The organism is uncultured Chitinophaga sp., from assembly GCF_937898475.1.
GTDB lineage: Bacteria > Bacteroidota > Bacteroidia > Chitinophagales > Chitinophagaceae > Chitinophaga.
This window is the reverse complement of record NZ_CALEJS010000016.1, coordinates 32,442-51,103: the sequence shown is the minus strand read 5'-3', so window position 1 is coordinate 51,103 and position 18,662 is coordinate 32,442. Positions and strand designations below refer to the sequence as shown.

Annotated in this window: 21 protein-coding genes; 4 read left to right on the top strand and 17 right to left on the bottom strand. The window is 42.1% G+C overall.

Annotated features, from left to right (window positions below):
* Positions 1-8: 8 nt before the first annotated feature.
* From traJ to Q0577_RS10030, 9 genes are all read right to left on the bottom strand, one after another.
* On the bottom strand, positions 9-1,298 hold the full coding sequence (gene traJ, locus Q0577_RS10070; protein ID WP_298735603.1) for a conjugative transposon protein TraJ: 1,290 nt from the start codon (positions 1,296-1,298) through the stop codon (positions 9-11).
* 29 nt (positions 1,299-1,327) lie between these two features.
* A complete protein-coding gene (locus Q0577_RS10065; protein WP_298735602.1) occupies positions 1,328-1,978 on the bottom strand; it encodes a TerB family tellurite resistance protein in 651 nt (216 codons plus the stop codon).
* 4 nt (positions 1,979-1,982) lie between these two features.
* Positions 1,983-2,597, bottom strand: coding sequence for a hypothetical protein (locus tag Q0577_RS10060; RefSeq protein WP_298735601.1), 615 nt, complete (start codon positions 2,595-2,597; stop codon positions 1,983-1,985).
* A gap of 6 nt (positions 2,598-2,603) precedes the next feature.
* Positions 2,604-3,275: a conjugal transfer protein TraI gene (locus Q0577_RS10055; protein WP_298735600.1), complete on the bottom strand. Its 672-nt coding sequence runs from the start codon at positions 3,273-3,275 to the stop codon at positions 2,604-2,606.
* An 18-nt stretch (positions 3,276-3,293) separates the two neighbouring features.
* A complete protein-coding gene (locus Q0577_RS10050) occupies positions 3,294-5,735 on the bottom strand; it encodes a TraG family conjugative transposon ATPase (RefSeq protein WP_298735599.1) in 2,442 nt (813 codons plus the stop codon).
* A 40-nt stretch (positions 5,736-5,775) separates the two neighbouring features.
* Positions 5,776-6,108, bottom strand: a complete 333-nt coding sequence (locus Q0577_RS10045) for a DUF4133 domain-containing protein (RefSeq protein WP_298735598.1) — start codon at positions 6,106-6,108, stop codon at positions 5,776-5,778.
* Positions 6,109-6,113: 5 nt separating this feature from the next.
* Entirely contained in the window at positions 6,114-6,395 is a 282-nt protein-coding gene (locus tag Q0577_RS10040; RefSeq protein WP_298737334.1) for a DUF4134 domain-containing protein, read from the bottom strand.
* Between the two features lie 270 nt (positions 6,396-6,665).
* Positions 6,666-7,097, bottom strand: a complete 432-nt coding sequence (locus Q0577_RS10035; protein ID WP_298735597.1) for a hypothetical protein — start codon at positions 7,095-7,097, stop codon at positions 6,666-6,668.
* Between the two features lie 417 nt (positions 7,098-7,514).
* Positions 7,515-8,384 carry an RteC domain-containing protein gene (locus Q0577_RS10030; RefSeq protein ID WP_298735596.1) on the bottom strand — a complete coding sequence of 290 codons (870 nt, stop codon included), beginning with the start codon at positions 8,382-8,384 and terminating at the stop codon, positions 7,515-7,517.
* Positions 8,385-8,654: 270 nt separating this feature from the next.
* Between Q0577_RS10030 and Q0577_RS10025 the strand changes: the two genes are divergently transcribed.
* Positions 8,655-9,086 (top strand): hypothetical protein, encoded by a 432-nt coding sequence (locus Q0577_RS10025; RefSeq protein WP_298735595.1) that lies wholly within the window; start codon positions 8,655-8,657, stop codon positions 9,084-9,086.
* Here Q0577_RS10025 and Q0577_RS10020 read toward each other — a convergent pair.
* The 5 genes from Q0577_RS10020 to Q0577_RS10000 all read right to left on the bottom strand — a co-directional run bounded on the left by Q0577_RS10020 (position 9,083) and on the right by Q0577_RS10000 (position 12,882).
* Positions 9,083-9,610, bottom strand: a complete 528-nt coding sequence (locus Q0577_RS10020) for a hypothetical protein (protein ID WP_298735594.1) — start codon at positions 9,608-9,610, stop codon at positions 9,083-9,085. The genes Q0577_RS10025 and Q0577_RS10020 overlap by 4 nt on opposite strands.
* 21 nt (positions 9,611-9,631) lie before the next feature.
* Positions 9,632-10,495 carry a HEPN domain-containing protein gene (locus Q0577_RS10015; RefSeq protein WP_298735592.1) on the bottom strand — a complete coding sequence of 288 codons (864 nt, stop codon included), beginning with the start codon at positions 10,493-10,495 and terminating at the stop codon, positions 9,632-9,634.
* 90 nt (positions 10,496-10,585) lie between these two features.
* Complete coding sequence (locus tag Q0577_RS10010; protein ID WP_298735590.1) at positions 10,586-11,311, bottom strand: hypothetical protein; 726 nt, start codon at positions 11,309-11,311, stop codon at positions 10,586-10,588.
* A 12-nt stretch (positions 11,312-11,323) separates the two neighbouring features.
* Positions 11,324-11,629, bottom strand: a complete 306-nt coding sequence (locus tag Q0577_RS10005) for a hypothetical protein (RefSeq protein WP_298735588.1) — start codon at positions 11,627-11,629, stop codon at positions 11,324-11,326.
* A 23-nt stretch (positions 11,630-11,652) separates the two neighbouring features.
* Positions 11,653-12,882 carry a hypothetical protein gene (locus tag Q0577_RS10000; protein ID WP_298735586.1) on the bottom strand — a complete coding sequence of 410 codons (1,230 nt, stop codon included), beginning with the start codon at positions 12,880-12,882 and terminating at the stop codon, positions 11,653-11,655.
* Between the two features lie 252 nt (positions 12,883-13,134).
* Between Q0577_RS10000 and Q0577_RS09995 the strand changes: the two genes are divergently transcribed.
* Positions 13,135-13,395, top strand: coding sequence for a hypothetical protein (locus tag Q0577_RS09995; protein ID WP_298735583.1), 261 nt, complete (start codon positions 13,135-13,137; stop codon positions 13,393-13,395).
* Positions 13,396-13,411: 16 nt separating this feature from the next.
* Here the strand turns inward: Q0577_RS09995 and Q0577_RS09990 are convergent, their stop codons facing one another.
* The 3 genes from Q0577_RS09990 to Q0577_RS09980 are packed head-to-tail and all read right to left on the bottom strand — an operon-like array spanning position 13,412 to position 14,624.
* Positions 13,412-13,795, bottom strand: coding sequence for a helix-turn-helix transcriptional regulator (locus Q0577_RS09990; protein ID WP_298735582.1), 384 nt, complete (start codon positions 13,793-13,795; stop codon positions 13,412-13,414).
* Entirely contained in the window at positions 13,792-14,208 is a 417-nt protein-coding gene (locus tag Q0577_RS09985) for a helix-turn-helix transcriptional regulator (RefSeq protein WP_218376571.1), read from the bottom strand. The genes Q0577_RS09990 and Q0577_RS09985 overlap by 4 nt, the downstream gene beginning before the upstream one ends.
* Before the next feature lie 11 nt (positions 14,209-14,219).
* Positions 14,220-14,624, bottom strand: a complete 405-nt coding sequence (locus tag Q0577_RS09980; protein WP_298735581.1) for a helix-turn-helix transcriptional regulator — start codon at positions 14,622-14,624, stop codon at positions 14,220-14,222.
* 214 nt (positions 14,625-14,838) lie between these two features.
* Between Q0577_RS09980 and Q0577_RS09975 the strand changes: the two genes are divergently transcribed.
* Positions 14,839-15,417: a TlpA disulfide reductase family protein gene (locus Q0577_RS09975; protein WP_298735579.1), complete on the top strand. Its 579-nt coding sequence runs from the start codon at positions 14,839-14,841 to the stop codon at positions 15,415-15,417.
* A gap of 34 nt (positions 15,418-15,451) precedes the next feature.
* The gene (locus tag Q0577_RS09970) at positions 15,452-18,661 is read left to right on the top strand and encodes a SusC/RagA family TonB-linked outer membrane protein (protein ID WP_298735578.1); all 3,210 of its coding nucleotides are present in this window, start codon (positions 15,452-15,454) and stop codon (positions 18,659-18,661) included.
* The last annotated feature ends 1 nt before the right edge of the window (position 18,662 follow it).

The window sequence follows — 18,662 nt, the reverse complement described above, 5'->3', positions numbered from 1 at the left end:
CACCTACTTCATGAGGTATCACCCCCTTTCAACTTATTGGCTAGATGCCCGTATGCACGGCCAGCACTGGCTGCAATGCCTTTCCCTGTACTGCCAGAATTATATCCCTCTTTAATGTTATCCGGGGCATTGTAAAGATTCTTCAGACCAGCCTCAACGGAATTATTGTCAGCAAACATCATATGACCGAAACCATCGGCAGCAGCGCCAGTAGCTCGACCAACCATTCCCGCACCCGTCATTGCAGCGCCAGCCGCCGCACCAGCAGCACCACCCAATGCAGCAGTCATTTTACCGGTGAGAGCATCACCGCCAACAAACATTATATGGTTCGCAATATTGGGAATAGTTGTATAGCCGTAGATTCCAATTATCAGGAACACCATATAGCCTAAATCCGTTCTGCTAAAGAAGGTGTCACCTGTTTGACCAATTTGAGTTAAGTCAATCTTTAGCATTTCGGCCTGTATCGTAGCTATTACAGCTCCGAAAATCTGTGCTATTGGCAACCATAAGAATACATTGATGTATCGGGCCAGCCAGTGCTTTAGGGTATGCTGGAACCCATCGAAGACAGAAAGTCCGAAAACGAGCGGCCCTAATATTGCAAGAATGATCAGGTTAAACGTTCGCATCGTATTAATGCACAATGATACGGCTGCAAACAAAAGCTGTAAGACTTCGGCTATCACTTCTTTAATCGCATTTCTGAAATTATACGATGCTTTAGCGAAAGCAAACCTAATGTCGTTCCCCACGCTCGCTAAGAAGCCTTCATCCTCACTTGACTGTCCATCATGTGTATATTTGTACCACCGTTCCCGATCACCTTCGCCTGTTGGGCCAACATACATCTGCCAAACATCTGTTTTCTTAATAGCTTCTTCCTTTTGCTTCAATAATGCCGCAACAGATTCATCCGCTTTATCAACCATTTTTGCAGTACCGAACACCGTAGGCTGCATCACACCGTTTATCATCGCAATCACTGATGGAAAAATCAATATAGCAAAGCCAATTATGAACGGCCTGAATAACGGATAAAAATCAATCGGCTCTGCCCTGGACAAATGCCCCCAAACTCTTGCAGCGATATACCATAACGCTGCAAATCCAGCAATGCCACGCCCCACATTTATCAGTTCTTTGCACAATGGCATCAACTTTTTATACAGTTCATCAAGCACTGTATGCAGGCTTTTAATCTCACCAGCAGCCTCACCCAATTGCGCAAACGCTATAACGGGCACTGAAATCATCAATACGACGACCAACAAGGATTTTAACCACACTTTCATACATCACGTTTTCAATAATCCAAAAAAAACTATTCAATCCCTTCAATGGCTTTCATCCGATCAACTTCCTTCTGTTCTTTCATCCGCTGCAAAGCCATAACCGAATTGGAGCTGTTGAAATGCCGCAGAAAGGTTAGCTTATCCAGCATTTCTGAATGAATTTTATCTATTGCATTCAGTCGTTCCTCGTCAGTCATTCGCAGGTTGCTGGCCGTTATCACAGTAAAAAGATCATCCAGATTCTGTAAGGAGGCATCGAATAAACGTCCATAAACCCTTCCCATATAGTCAATCTCCTTAATCGTAAAACTGCCTGATGATTTTGCGTATTGAAATGCCTTCTTATATTCCTTCACCAGCGAAATCTGATAATCCACTATATCTGCTACACGACTATACCGTTTGATTGCAGGGTTCACCTCCATTAATCCGTCGAGAAAAACCTTATGTAGCTGAAAATTTCCCTGACTGATGTTCTTGATTGTATTGTAACCGCCAGATAGAATTTCATATCCTTTTTTTAGATCAGATAAAATTTGTTTGAATTGTGCCAGCTTCTCAATATTCAAAGCCAACTGAGCAAGCTCCTTTGCTTGTGCATTGCTCCTGAGCGGCGCCGCAGCAAATACCATGAATATCCCGCAGGCCATGATGCCAAAACGTAACACAACACTTTTCATAACCTCATTTTTTCTCTGCTACCTTTTTCATGATTTGTACATCCCTCAACTCGTGCTGGCGCTGCAATACCTGCACTTTTGTGGACGTGCAGAAATTCTTCGTGAAGAGATAGCATTCCTGCATATCCAAATGAATAGCATCAATCCTTTCGATGCGTTCATCATCACTTAGTTCCATTTGCCCGGAGGTGATCAACGGCACCAGATCCATCAGCAGGTTCTCACAGCTTACCAGCAGTCGCGTTCGGACACCGCTTACATAGTCCACTTCCGATCCGGCGAACACTTTGCTATCCCTCATATCCTTCAGCACTCCTTTGAAATCCGCTGATACAGCCAGGCCATAGTTGACTATTTCTGCTATTCTTGAATAGTTCCGGATTTTGGGGTTGATTGTTTCTAGCGAAAGAAAAAAATTCTTATCGAGCGTAAAATGTCCGTCCTTCACGTTGCCGATGAAAGTCAACCCTTGACGGGCGATCTTATAGCCTTTTTGCAAGTATTCTAAATAGACCTTATTGGCTGCGATCTGCTGGATATACAGCTTTATCTGATTGTTCTGAGAATAAGCCGAAGAATGTAGAGCGATAAAAGCACATAAAAACACCACCACTTTCATAACACACTATTTTATGCCGTACATCAATTTAATTTGCTCAACATCCTTTTGATCTCTGGCCCGCTGCAATACCAGTTTCTTATTCTCATTATTAAATGATCGCAGATCCTTCAGATTTACGTCGATACTTTCAGCGACACCGTTCAATATCTCTATTCTTTTCCCGTCCGTCATTTTCGTAGAAAATGAATTGACGACAAGAAACAGGTTATCGATATTCTTTAAACTCTCGTCAATGATACCTGTATAGACTTGCGTCATGTAGTCAATTTCTTTAGCAGTGAAATGCTTGTCCTTACGGAACAGTGCAAACGCTTTATTGTATTCATCAACAATTGCTATTTGCTTATTAATAATTTCCTTCACGCGCTTGTAACCGCTGATCGCCTGCTTCACTTTGTTCAACTCATCGAAATATTGCTGGTATTGCTCTTTATGTTTTTTAGTCCAATCCGATATTTCATCCAGCTTGAGCTTAGTAAGAATATTCTCAACTTCCTTTTGAGCATTTTGTAGCCAAATTGTTTTATTCTGCAACCTCTGTACAGCCAGGTCAGCGGCTTTGATTGCAGCAATCAATGCTTGACGGGCGACCTCCCATATAATCGCGTGGCTCTTTTTAGTTGGTGCAAGCACCATACAGAAACAAAGAACCAACCCCACAACTACCTTTTTCATACACATTGAGATTAGGCGTTACACAATTTTTTTCCTATCCTCCACCATTTGTTCAATAGCCTTCTCCATACTACCAAGTCTTTCGGCATACTCCAATACCTTCACACGTTCCCTGCCTTCTGTAGTGAATGCGAAATATTCATGCGGGCATAAATCATTTTTATATACTTTGGCAATCTGTCCTCCGATCTCCATGAATATTTCACGGTTGTCCTTATTCACACTTAACAGAATGGACTTCGCTTTTTCTGAAAGCCCAAGCACTGCCTGCAATTGATCGAACTTATTCATGAACTTCCTCATGTCCATAAGAATCTTCACATCAGCGTTGGCGATGATTGCATCCTTTATTACGGGTGAAGAAATTAAATCGTCCAGCTCCTGAGTGATGACTATGGGAACACCATTGAACTTCCGAAACGTTTTGAACCCATATTTTGTAAACTCTGCCATCGATGGCTTCGCAATGGCCTTCCACGCTTCATCAATGACGAATACCTTTCTGATTCCATGTAGCTTGCGAACCTTTGAAATGAACAGCTCCATACAGATGAGGGTAACAACACTAAAAAGCACCGGATGATCCTTTATATTGTCCATCTCTATGACCGTGAACCGCTGATTCAGTAAGTCTTGTTTCCCTTTAGCATTAAGGAGATAATCAAATTCTCCACCCTTATAAAATGGACGAAGCACATAGAGAAAGTTGTCAATATCAAAGTCACGATCTTTAAGCCTGTGGAGTTTCAGTTCGTCAATAAAAAAGTTCTGGAGATATTCATAAAACGTATTGAAGCACGAGAACAAATCGGCATTTCCTGCGAGATGTTTGTAGTAGCCGGTCAGTGCATTGGACAGTGCGACATATTCTGACCGGTTAAAGGATTCACTTTCCTGTTTCCATAAGGCCACCAGCAATGACTTCAGACTTTCTTTCTTCTCTGTGTCAAGCGCCTGCCCCTCTGGAATGTAAAACGGATTGAATCGAATGGGGTTTTCTTCCGTGTAGGTAAAGTAATAGCCTCCGACAAGATCACACAGCCCCCGGTAACTGCCGCCAATATCCAGAATCACACAATGCGCTCCCTGCTCATACATGGAATTTAGCATGTGATTTACCGTCATGCTCTTACCCCCGCCTGACGTTCCGCAGACTAGCGTTCCCATGTTGGAGCTGATGCCCTTCATACGTGGCGCTGTATATGGATCGACAAATACCGGCTTACCTGTTAGCCTATCGCAGAAACGAATACTTTCCTTCGGATCGTCAGAGCGATAGTTGCTCTCCAAATTCAGAAAGCAGCAAGCCTGCTCCGCGAACGTATCGAACGTATCGTTGGCCGGGAAATCGGCAGCATTACCGGGAATACCACTCCAAAAAATCTGAGCAGCCCCGATTGTTTCCTGTTTTGCGACGGCATCCATTTGAGCCAACGCCGAAGTGATAAGGTTACGAATATCTTTTTCTTCCTCCGGTGATTCCGACCAGGCCAAAACATTGAAGTGCGCCTTAACAGGTAATCGCTGTTGACTGATCGCCTCATTCAAAAACTCATTTACGGCATCCCGGCTGATAGCATTCTCCCTGCTGTATGCTGCTAAAGACTGCAACCGTAGACGCTTGCTCTCAAACTTTTTAAGCGTCTGCTGCGCATCATCAATGATTATATACTGATTATAGATATGATTGCAGGGAAGCAACAAACCGAGGTGAGAAGCAAAACCAATTGAAAACTTTGTTCGGTCGGTGCTAAACTTGTCGTAATTGATCCGTGAACCACAGAAGGAGGGTAAGCTATCGTTACCGGACAGGGTAAAAAGCTGGCAACGCTTATTCCCGATTTTAACCTTATCCCGAAGCTCAACATCCTGTACCATCAGCTCGTCGTCTTTATCCAGGAGAAAAAGATACTTCTCCGGTAGGCCCGCACTCCGATCATGGCTTTTTAAATCATCATCACCCAAACGGTTCAAGATAATACCGGCATCGCCCAATACTTTTTGAAACTGTCCTGCAACATCTTCAAACTCTTGTAGGGCAACTTCGCTCAACGTCTGTGCCGGAACGATATTTGGCCTTATAAGGTTTGACATAAGAGAGGTAGATCCTTTGCGGGCGGACGACCGCTTTGTAATCATGATATAACACCGATGATCCAGAAAGGGGCGGTTGTTGAAGTATTCCTGACTGCGTTTCATCAGGAAGCTGTCTGCATCTGAGAAACTACCTTTATACCGATTCTTAACAAACCAGTCCTGTTTATGAAATACCGTATTCTTCGGCAATAGCTTTATTGCCTTTATCAACCCCTGATGCCATGTTTCAAAGTCCTCCGAATGACCGGTGAATATCTCCGGTAGATCAACCCGAAACGAAATTGTTATATCCCCTTGCTTACTAAGTATGCAATTATGCTCAATATCCGCTATGGGGTAAATATCTTTCAGCCACTTTTCCATCTTCACAAATCATTTTCATCGCCCATTAGAAATAAGCGCATCATCTCTGATTGGAAACTGATTGCCCTTTAAAAACAATGCGGTCGTTACTCTTTATGACATTTGGTATTCCCCTTCTGGCAATTTTCTTCATCATCCCATGCTCACCATACTTATTACTTAACTTGTAGACGTGCATAAAGAGGAATACTGTAAGGCCGGCAACCAGAATAATACAGATGTAAGAGTTTACGCCAGCTAAATAGAGTATGGCAAACAGTAGTAACGACAACACCAATCCGCCGCCGAGATACCATATGTACTGAGCCTTCAGCCCCTTGAACTCAATTGCATTATTAACTCCCTTGTTGATTTTGTATACACTGTTTGCCATCTCACTCAGTTTATGCCAAAGAATGACTTTAACACCGTCGCTACAACAACGAGAAAAACACAGCTACCGAACCAGGCCGCGGCTGTACTCCCGGTGTCCGGGTGTCCGTTCGACCATTTCTGATAAACGCGGACGGCCCCGATCAATCCGAGTATTGCGCCTACAGCATACATGAGATCACATCCAACATCAAAGTATCCGCGCACTTTGGTGTTAGCTTCCTGAATACCGGCTTTACCGTCCTGCGCATACACGCATACCGTAACCATTAATGAAACTGCTGTCATTACCGACCCATGCAGCAGCCGCTTACCAAAGCGATCAATCATCTTCATTTCCATACACACTTCGCTTTTATTGTTATCAAAAAAATATGAGCATAAAAAGGCCCTGCGCACTACCTGACCCGATTTCACAAACCATTCAACACTATCAGGTAACGGCAGGGCCGAACGCAGACTACTAGCTGCGTGACTGGAAAGAAACACTCCGCACCTTATCCCTCGCACTTGGTTTTCCTGCACAACTGGTGCCGACGAGTATTTCTAATGTGGCGTTCACTCATCCCACATAGCACTCAATTCATCCGCACTGAAATGAATGCCACACTGACTTTCAGCAATAACTTCGATTAGATTCGTAATTCCATTTTGGTAAATGCTTCCCTTAGTCCTGGGATACTTTCTTAACAGCATCTTTATACTGCTGGATAAATCCCACTTATTCATCCCTTCTTTTCCTGCTTGACTGACCAAAGCCTGTAGTTCATCTACAAGTGAGTGAACCGGTGCCATAGTAGCTGCATCCTGATTTTCACCATCGCCTTCTCCCTCTTTGAAAAGAACACTATCAACTGCCTTCTTCTCCTCAACCTTTCTTTTCTTCTTCAGAATCGAAGCACCTTTCACGCGAAAGAAAAAGAGAACAATTGCGTAATAGATTACCAGCAGTAAGCATAGCCACAACAGGTAAGTTGTCCATGTTATCATAGTGCATCGTTTTATTGCTACACAAAAATGATATAGTTCACAACCTGTTTTTCACACTATGAACCGAAGTGGTGGAAATAAATATTTAGAATTGGGCAGGATCAGTAGAAATCAGTAGGTAAGCAGAAAACATGCGTGCATACATATATTTATATATACCCTGCCGCGCACACATACATCCTCAACACAGCAGCCGGAATATCCCGGCAGAAAATGCCGGGACAAAGAATGCGTGCATCCATACTCACCATATATACATACAATACACGCATACATCGGTCACGAAGGGAGCAATAAAAAATCCCACTTCGGGCCGAAGTGGGATTTTTAAATTGCTTCACGAAAATCAGCCATAGTAGCGGCTTTATGTGGTATAAGCTAAATTTTGTACTGATTTACAGCAGTGTCCTGGTGCTACTATTGCTTCGGATTCTCATCCCAATAGTTCATTCGGTCTTCGAGCCGATCTATCAATTGATTTAGGAATGAAACGCGATCCTTCTTCCTTAACCGGATTTCCTGAAAGGTGCGATAGAAATTTCCTAAGTCGATATTAAATGCCTGCGAAATTTCTACGACGATATCTTTTACATCCGCATTTCCATCGTTTAATACACCTGCACTATACAGTGCGTAAATAAGTTCTGTAAGGGCAGTTTTTGAACCAGTCCAACGCAATCCTTTACTCGGTTGATTCTGTATAAAACCCAAAGTTTGTTGCACCGTATCCACTAAAGCCAACTGCCTATACAGATAATCACAGTATGCTTCATCAGCAACAAATTCTGAGATTGTACTATCATGTAGAGTTTGGAAAGAGGTATCTACTATCATGTAGGAATCTTCCGTGTATTGCAAATCGCCTGACCGCCTGAGAAAATACACCTTGTCCATCAGCGTTTGTCCTGACTTGTAGTAAGAGTATAAAGCGGCATTTTTCTTATAATGTTTCTTTACCTTACGGATCTCGCCCCTGAAATATTTACCTGCATTAATCTTGTCAACCTTCAACGGTCGCTTCACTTCCAGATCATAAAGTTTCTGAAAGAAAATTAATTTGCTCATAAACTGAGGCTTCACTTCTTTGAAAAAAGAAATTTCCGTTTCTTCATCGGCAAACCCATGTTCGATAACGTGTTGCCTTAAACGCTCCAAAGCAAATTTCGCTGTTTCAATTCCACGGCGTGCATATTCAATTGGGCTAAGACCTTCTTTCTCTATCCTTTCCAGCTCATTTACCATTTCGCTATGGAGCGATACATAATTTGAATATCGCTGCTTCTGCATAGGGAATAGTTTTTTAACTTTACATACAATGTATTCACCGCAAATGCTGTGCAAATGAGCTTTTTACCTATAGCAAAAAAGAAATTAAAAACAGCAAATCGGCAATTTTTTTACTGCGTTTTATTTGACCTTCATTTTCTTAAATTTCAGTTGGCAGTTACGGTGCTTTGACGAAGTTGTACCAAAATCAGAAGTGGATAAATTTTAAGCATGTAGATTGCTATAAGCATAGTTTTTGTATGCTCTACATATACCTTAAATATTCCTGACATGAATATAAATAGCAATGACATTCCAGAAAAAGCGATTATGTGGAGAGGTAGTAAGGAGGAATTTATAGAATTTGTAATGATTGTAACCGATTATAGTATTTGCACCAATGAAAAAATAGCCTCACCAAGTAAGGAAAGATTTATGGAGCTGTGCGATGCTTTGGGCAATGAGCTTTTGAAATTCTTCAAAGTAGATATTTCACCTCACGCTACCTTCAAAATAATGCGGGAAAACACACCAATAAATTACCGCTTCACGAAACGAATAGTTCGGATCATGAAGCGGCTAAAGGAAGATGAACAATTTATACTATTACTCGAAGCAAGAGGCATTATGCCGTCCTTTGAGTACGTTACTGAAGAGGTAATTAAGTGGAGCAATGCTGAAAAGATTGCTACGATCCTTTGGTTGCATATTCGGCAACTTTAGGTATAAATCAAATTCAGCATTGCGTTTATGCAAAGGAAGAACGATATAGATGAATGCCTATTTCTATCGTCAGGCTCCTTTAATGTAACCACGGCTTCCAACATATCTGTAACCTCAGCCAAAGCATACAACCGAATGTGCTTTTCTGAAAACATTTTCAATACGCCTTCAAGATTACTCTTTTCATCCTTTGTGAGAATCGTACACCGATTAAATTTCTTCCATGTTTTTTTGTATTCAACAGGTATACGCTGCAACTGCTTTTTCTTATGCTTACTCATAACATAAAAAACTTCAATTACCTTTTCCAAATCTGCACAAAATTCGATCAATTGCCGTCGCTCGTTACCGCTATCATACATACCAATTTCATTTACCAAAGCAGCATACTTCCAGTAATCCAACTGGTCTTTCATCCCATCAAGGTCGAAATACTCGAATATCGTCCGTAGGATCTTCTTTCGCTTTCCTGATAGCCGAAAACATAGCGAAAACTTCTTACCCTGAAAATTTGGCTTTTCCATGTTGCTATCAAATTTACAATATTATTCCTGCTCAGGAACTTCCAGAAGCCCGGACTTTCCAGCATCTATCAGTATATCCAGCACAAGTTGAGCCTTCTCCTTTAATTTCAGGACATATAGCATAGGAGGAGAAAAGTCATAAGCGTACCGCGCGCCTACATATGATTTTTGCAACGTTTCCAGCAGCTTCTTACTGTCTGCCTGGTCAACAGGAAAAACTTCCAGCAAACGATACGTAACCAATCCGGCATACCTAAGTAACCGATCAATGCTATGGGTATCTACAACGAAGCCGCTACCAATTAAGACAAGTGTTTTAAGTGACTGCTCAAAACACTGATGTATCATGAAAGTTGCAAGCTCGCCTTCTTCACGAGCAAGATAGAGTTCGGCACCGGCGAGAAATTCTTTTGCTCGATGAACAGTTTTTTTGTATTCTTTCTGACCGTCGCGTGGTGCTTTTACTTTAATATCATTCAAATCCGGCAACTCCACATTTCCAGCGTCATAGAAAACTGCACCTGCGCTATGTGCGGATGTCGCGAATATGTTGCCCTCTTTATACTTTTCCACGAACGGCAGCAGCTCCATCACAATTATTGTCACTCTTGCTATATGCGCACACCGCTGTTCTAAAATATCCTCCCATTCACTCATACGTCTACCTTCTCCATCTTTTATTATAACGAGAAGAAAATAATCACCCATGTAATGCGATGCAGGAGATGTACAATTAAAGATCGTTTCTGTTCGTCGCTGGTACAATGACGAACCGAGTAAATAAATTAATTCTGTGGCTACGGAGTTCTTTATGATCCTTACAATTTCTGTTTGCGGATTCTGAAACAAACTGTTGTGAGTGCTGAATAAATTAAATGGTCGCATATCTAAATTGATTATTGAGTAGTCTACAATTATTTTACATTTAAAATGTGCTGTTACTATTTTCACCTTTTACTATCAAGGTATAGCAAGCTACGCAGAGCCTTCCGGCGTTTTGATGGGCCTGATCTTACCAATAAGGTCAGCAACTCGTGAACCAAGTATCTCCATATTTTCACGTACAAGCGATCCGATCATGTCTGCTTCTGCATTTGATATTCTAGCATCAGTTTGCTGCTTCCTATAGTAAGTGGAAATAGACCAGTTACATTGTTCCATTACTTCATTTCTGATCTTTATCAAAACATCTTCCATCGTAGTTTGCAAATCGCCCAATATATTGTAGGCACTTCGATGTGACGAGCATCCTGCGTTTGACGGAGTATTGTAACGCTCCCGATGCCGTTCTGTTTGATTTCGATACGAGGGTGAGAATATGGGTACTTCCTTATAGTCGCCATTTTCCGGCAAATCGACAGCATACCTTTTTTTGCTACGGTTATTACTTCCCGGCGGGCGGCCCACTCTTTTTTTTCGCTCCACACTTTCCACTGGCTCATTCTGGAATCTTTGCAGAGGCAGCGGAGAAATGGTATAACGATTCCTTTCCTCCAAAGTAGAGGGGGATGTAGGTTCATTTGTTACAGGATCATACTTAGGCCGTACACCTAATGATCTCCAATTACCCGGCTTTGTCGGAACACCTGGATTCTCCTTTCTCGGTCTGCCTCGCTTCCTTTTCGGGCGTTCCTTATCGTTGCGACCACTGTACAAATAATCATCGGAGTAATCGAAGTCCAGATCATCAGCATAATTCATAAGGAATATTTTTTAACGTTTTGGGTTGCCTTTTTCGTTTCGGATTAACCAAGCGGCTTCAATCAGCATTTCAGTTTCTGTATAAAAGAAAATGGCTTGCGCTGCATTCTCATGTTGTGTTCCTTCCCTACAATAGTAGCAAACACAAGAGTGGTAAAAATCCCATAAGTACGCTCTCGCTTCCTGTAAAGTGAAATTGCTGAAAAATGAATCCACAGCTTCCAACGGAGAAAAAACATTATTTTCCTGCATTCTTGATTGCCGATAGTGCAGCTCTTTTACATGCTTCTTTTTCTTTCCCTTAGCTTTTTCGGTCATAACTAGATGGAATTTTTAAATCTCTATAAAAGTCTATATCTCTCTGCCAGCGGTTTAATTATTGCCTCAGTAGCTTCTTTCTTATGCTCATTATAAATTGTTATGTGACCAGCATTGACCATCCACTGCGCAATCGCCGCGTCCTGATAGGTATCGAACATATACAAGGTTCCCTGATGGATTACAAAGAAGGGATAGTGAGCATCAAATGATGATAATGGCCTGCAGTTTATTTTAATCCCCATAGTTAGTTGAAATCGTTCCTTTGTATAAACCATCTTAAAAAACACTTCAGGTTTCTCCACTGAAACCGTGATTCTACTAGCATGAGATTTTGATGGTCGCATTCTCATCGCTCTAATTCCGAAATATGTATATGAATAAACGAAGACTTCATTCTGCAACAAGGGGTAGATGTTTTTCCATTCATTAAAAGCTGCCAGCATTTTTTCATTCCATTTGGGCATTCTGGAATAGTTATTTTCTTTCCCAAATTCTTCAGACCGCTCTCGCACCTGTGATCCTTTTATAACGAGGTCAAGCTGATGTACACTGATCGATTTTTCAGCTTCTTCATCCAATACAGGTAAAAACTTAGTCCATGATGTGATTCTATCATTAGACTTGCTCATTTTACCCGATGCTGGAACTATAAAGGGTGGTTGTTTTCCTGCATATGGCAACATTAATAAGAAGGCAACCGCTTCTCGCTTCTCCGGCATCTTCTTTTCTGAGGAAACCTTGAGTGATAATATATCATCCAGGGCTAAAGGAAAATTTGGCTTATCGAAAGGAAACAACTGCATTACTTCCTTCCTTTGCATTAAGTAGATCCCGCTTTCAGTTTCGATCTTATCAAACCCAAATTGATATTTAAAAGCAAGATCAAACTGGCGGTTCGGCAACAACTGAGCGAAATAGTATTTCCCATATCTACTCACTATTACTGCCACCGTTTTGCAAATATGAATGCAAACACCGGGTTGCTTTCCTTTGCAGCTACAAGTAACCTGTAGTTCTTTTTCAGACGCTTTAAACTTTACATCATAGTCGCCTGTAAAAAATGTGCATTTCAATACAAGCTGATGATTTCTGTATTGAATGAACTTAATAGAAGGAGAATGGAACTCGTTTATTAGTTCAGCGTCCACGCAACGCTTCATCAATTGTTCCGTTGATATGCCCTTGTCTTTGTCAAATGGGATTGCTACAATATTAGATGCAGCTTTCGGAAATGATTTAGTTGTAACCATGATTTTTATTTCTCGCAAATCACGGCGTTCTCAAACTGAAAGCAGAATTTTCAATTTTGTATTTTACCACTAACCGGTTGACTTTTACAAAAGTTGAAAATCATATACTTGTAGAGGTTTTATTCGCTTATGACAAATTCAACTATAAATGAAGGAGAAAATGTTAGGAGGCTAAGGCTAATAATGGGGCTACGGCAGAGCCGAATGGCAATGAAGTTGGGAAAAGACTGGAACCAACAACGAGTTTCCTATATGGAAAACAGAAAGAAAATAGATATATCGACTTTAAATCACATTGCTGCTGTATTGCAGGTTCCCGTCTGGTTGCTTCAGATGCCCCATTCAGTGTTCAACAACATCGTTCTTAAATGTCCTAAACAGGACAATTTTTGCCCTGATGAATATATGATCAAGATTGTAGAACTTTACGAAAGATTATTGATAAGTGAGCGGGAACTGCATCAATTAATGGGTGAGCTGAATAAATTGGAGGGAAGTGTAATTTGGGAATGAAGAGGATGCGTTTGTTTTAGCTCGACTTTGCATCGAGTTTTTTAAGGATCAATTCTAGTGTTTCTGTCAGTTTTTCAAATTGACTATTGTTTACCGTATGATGATAGTAATTTGCCACAGTGTTTGTGTTCACTCCACAATTTTCATAAAAGTTAATCGTATTATACTGTGCTAAGTCGTCATTATAATCAAGTAAACCCTGTTCTGTCACCCCCAACGCTGAGGCAATTTCTCTGATCCTGTCAACGTCCAAATTTTCAAGTTGTTCCAGCATTGATACTTCCTGAGCTGTTAACCCCAGGGCTACGCCAAATTCATTTTCTGTTATGCCTCGCAACCGGCGAATGCTTCCTATTCTCCTTCCCAAATGCTTTGTAGTCTTAGGCTGTGCTATTGTCATTGATCTCCTGATTTCTTATTTCTCAATTTATCCGCCTTTATCTTTTCTCCAGCAATGAGTTTTTCGTACAATGACATTGCTTGATGAATATCGAATGTGTTCAAGTTCTCTATATTATTAGAGCAAATTCCTGATGCTGATACTCCACTTGAATCGTAAAAATTAATAGTATTATACAATACACGTTCTTCATGAAAGTTTTTTAGCCCTTCTTCGGTTACCTCAAGAGCTTCGGCTACCTTTCTTATTTTATCATCATCCATTTTTTCCGTCTGCTCCAATTTTGAAACAGCCTGTTTTGACATACCAAGCCTTTCCCCGAGTTGAGTTTGAGAAAAACCCCGTAGCCGCCTCACTCTTTCTATTTTTCGGCCTATATGTGCGGTATTAGTACTATTTAATGTTTTTTCCATATTGCGTTAAATTAGTTGCCATTATCTTTTTTCTTCAAAATTTCGACTTTTTCTCTTTCACTTGTCAAAAGCCTTTCATATAGTTCGACGATTTTCTCAACGGGATTGAATGTACCCGCAACTGAATTTATCGAGTTGTCTGAAAAGGTACAATCGCGCACATTGTTTATGTTGTTTATAACATTCTTCTCGTCAAATTCTTTGATCATCTCCGCCGATACTCCCAATATCTCTGCCACCCTCAATAACATCTCGTCTTCAATTAGCTCCTGCTTTTCCAAACTTGAAATGCCTTGCTGGGATAAACCAAGATCAGTAGCCAGGGCTTCTTGCTTAACGCCCATGTAAACTCTGATTTTCTGGATATTTCTTCCGTGATGCTTATTCGATTTTACCTCGGGGGAACTTGAAACCATACCTTTTATTTTAAGCACAATATAGTAAAAGTCAACCAATTTCCAGTTAAAGTCAACCGAAAATCGCACAAAAGTTGCATAACATCGCATAATTTGCTTTGAACACTAATTCCCTAACCATACGCGCAATCACAGTTATGAAGCTCGGGGAAAGAAGAATGGCATGGCTAAAGCCAATATATTATAATATCTCTTAATTAATTCACAAACACGCATGAAGTTTTTTCTTTTCATTGCGCTGGCCCTTATGTGGCCGGCACGATACTCCTATGCTCAGGATCTACATCAGGCTAAACACTTTCCGTTATCTGTAGGTGATACAGTACCGGATATTTCATTTACGCTCTGGATGGAAAATGTCCCCGTCAGGCTCAGTGACTTTTCAGGCAAGCTCTTGATCCTTGATTTTTGGGCTACGTGGTGCGGAAGCTGCATCCGCATGTTCCCGAAAAGTGATTCCATAGAAAATCAGTACAAAGGACAGGTAACCTTCCTGTTGGTAAACAGCATACGCTCCACCCAGGACAGCACCCGCCAACTATCTAATTTCTTCCAACGCTGGCAGAAAATGACCGGCCAGCAGTTCGCCCTTCGCACTGCTGTCAATGATACTACCGCATTTAAACTATTCCCTCACATATTCCTGCCGCATTACGTTTGGATTTCAGGTGATAGAAAAGTGTTAGCCATTACCGGCTCTGAGGCTGTCACAGCGACCAACATACGAAAAGCACTGAACGGACAAATACTAAAAGAGCCGATTAAAGGCGACAGGTACGACAGGGATAACTGACACCACCCCATTTTTCACCAAAACACAATTTTCAATGAGATTGATTTTAGTAGGATTTTTATTTTTATTTACCGTAGTGGCATCGGCACAGCCGACAGCCCGTGTAGAGATCAGGGGGCGAGTTTATTCAAACGAACAACTGCCACTGGCCGGTATTTCGGTATCGGCACAGAAAAGCGGCGCCAGAACCACCACACTAAACGATGGTACTTTCAGCCTCTCCATATCACAGATACCCGATACCTTGACCTTTACACATATCGGCTACAGCCCACTTCGGATGCCCATTACAAAGCCGGGCGAATCTGTAGATATTGTAATGAACGTTAATGCCACAGAGCTTTCGCAGGTTACGATCAGTACAGGTTACCAGCGAGTAAAGCCCAACCAGGTCAACGGTTCTTTTGCCGTTATCAACAACAAGGTACTGAACCAGCAAACCGGAACCAACATCCTTAACAGGCTACAGAATGTTACACCGGGCCTCAACTTTAACCCCGGCTACGGCAATGCCAATAGCAACAACAATAAAACCGGAATAAATATCCGTGGATTGAGCACAATCAACGGATCATTAGACCCGTTGATTGTATTGGATAATTTCGTTTTTCAGGGTGATATTTCAAATATCAATCCGAACGACATTGAAAATATCACTGTTCTTAAAGATGCCGCTGCCGCTTCCATATGGGGAGCTAGGGCCGGGAATGGTGTGATCGTCATTACTACCAAGAAAGGACGCTATAATCAAAAACCAACCATTTCCCTTTCTTCTGGCCTGATCGTTCAGGATAAGCCCGATCTTTCTACCCTCCGGGATATGAGCATACAAGACTACATGGGGCTTGAAGCATTCCTATTCGGGAAAAACTACTTCAACACTGCATTGACTCGCCGGTACGTACCAGTTCCACCACTAATCGAAGTGCTACAGAAGCGGAAAAGCAGATTGATCTCTGCTGCGGATAGCGCGGCGCAGGTTTCAGCATTGCAAGCACAAGACAGTAAAGCTCAGTATCAAGAACACTTTTACAGCCCCGCCGTCACTCAACAATATTCACTGAGCCTTTCAGGAGGTAGCAGTAGTATGACATGGTTACTCGCCGGAGCATATGACCGAAATATCGATAACCTGAGCGCCGCTTATGACAAAGTAAACCTGCATCTATCCAATTCGATGAAACTCTCCCCAAAAATACAGGTCGATGTGAACGCCTACTACACAAATAGCAAGGCGACCAGCAGCAAAGAGAGCTTCAGCACAGTAGCAAGTGTAAATGGAAGATATGCTCCATATCTTTCATTTGCTGATGCAGCAGGCAAATCATTGTCTGTTCCGAAATACTATCGGGATAGCTATGTAGATACGGCAGGAGCAGGTCACTTACTCGACTGGAAATATTACCCGCTGGATGAATACCGCCAACGCAGGGCTACAACAAGAACAGACGAGATAATCGCAAATATCACAGCCACCTACAAAATACTACCATTTCTGCAGGGCAGCATCTTATATCAGTACCAGCGGCAGCGCACCGACCTGCAATGCCTTTCAGGGGTTAATAGTTTTGATGCAAGAAACACCATAAATCTATTTAGCCAGGTCAACCGATCCACAGGCGAAGTAACCCATATTGTACCTGTCGGCGATATTCTCCGTACAACCTTCTCCAACCGAAGCAGCCAAAACCTGCGTGGTCAAATTGATTTCAACCGGAGCTGGAAAGATCACAGCATTGTTGCACTTGCCGGAGCTGAGATTCAGGATATTGAAGCAGACAGTTACAAAAACATCTATTACGGATATAACGCGCAGCCCTTATCATACGCAAAAATGGATTTCATCAATCCGTACCCTACTTTCATTACAGGTCGAAACCAAATTATTTCTGATGCAGGGCTGCCGAGCAGTACAAGGAATCGCTTTGCTTCTCTTTTCGCCAACCTGAACTATTCCTACCAAGCAAAATACAGCCTCTCCCTTAGTACCCGGCGCGATGGAAGCAATGCTTTTGGAGTGAAAACAAATGATCGGTGGAAACCATTATGGTCTGCGGGCTTTGGGTGGGATATTTCTCAGGAAGGGTTTTATAGGCTTCAGTGGCTCCCACAGTTGAAACTCAGGGCCACCTATGGAACATCAGGTAATGTTGACCTTACACGCACTGCATTGCCGGTCGCCGTATATTCAGTTGATCCTCTCACAAACCTGCCCATTGCCGCGATTTCCACGTTGAACAACCCGCGACTGCGTTGGGAAACCATTAAACAACTGAATATCGGTGTACAATTTTCTAACAACTTCCTGTCTGGCAGCATCGATTACTACCGCAAACATGGTTCTGATCTGTACGGGCCGATGCCATACGATTACACTGCGTGGGGCGCGTCGAATTTCATTATCGCTAACGTCGCAGACATGCGAGGTAATGGTATTGATGTGATACTGAACAGCAATAACCTCAAAGGAAAGCTGAAATGGAATACCACAGCGATATACAACTACGTCAGTAATAAAACGACAAAATACTTTGATGAATCTGCTCAAACGGTCAATACCTTGTTGAGCGGAGGCAGAAGTATCACTCCGGTGATCGGAAAGCCATTGTATGCAATAGCAGCCTTCCAGTGGGCGGGGCTTAACGGAGAAGGAAACCCGCAGGGCTATTTGAATGGTGCATTAAGCACCGATTATGCAGCGATGCTGGCATCGTCCTCCGGGAAAGATGGAGATCAGCCAAGTATAGTTTATGTAGGCTCGTCCATACCAACATCTACCGGCAGTTTGATTAACACCTTCTCTTACGCCAATTTGGAATTAGCGGTAAATATCGCGTACAAACTCGGCTACTATTTTCGTAAACCGGCTATTTCCTATTCCGGTATCGTTGCCGGATCGATGGGCAATAAAGAGTATGCAGATCGATGGCAGCTTCCCGGCGATGAAAGCCGTACCACTGTACCTGCTTTTAATTATCCGGCAGATGGAACCCGTGATATGTTCTATGCTTACAGCACTATCAACGCGCTTAAAGGCGACCATATCAGGTTACAGTACATCAACCTGACGTATACACCGGTGCGACCCTTCGGGATCTCTACTATGAAACAAATACAGCTTTACATCAATGTCGCTAACCTGGGCATCTTGTGGCGAGCAAATGACCATGACCTTGATCCTGATTTTCCCAATGGGTTACCGACACCTAAAACATTCTCCGCAGGCATCCGTGCCTCATTTTAAA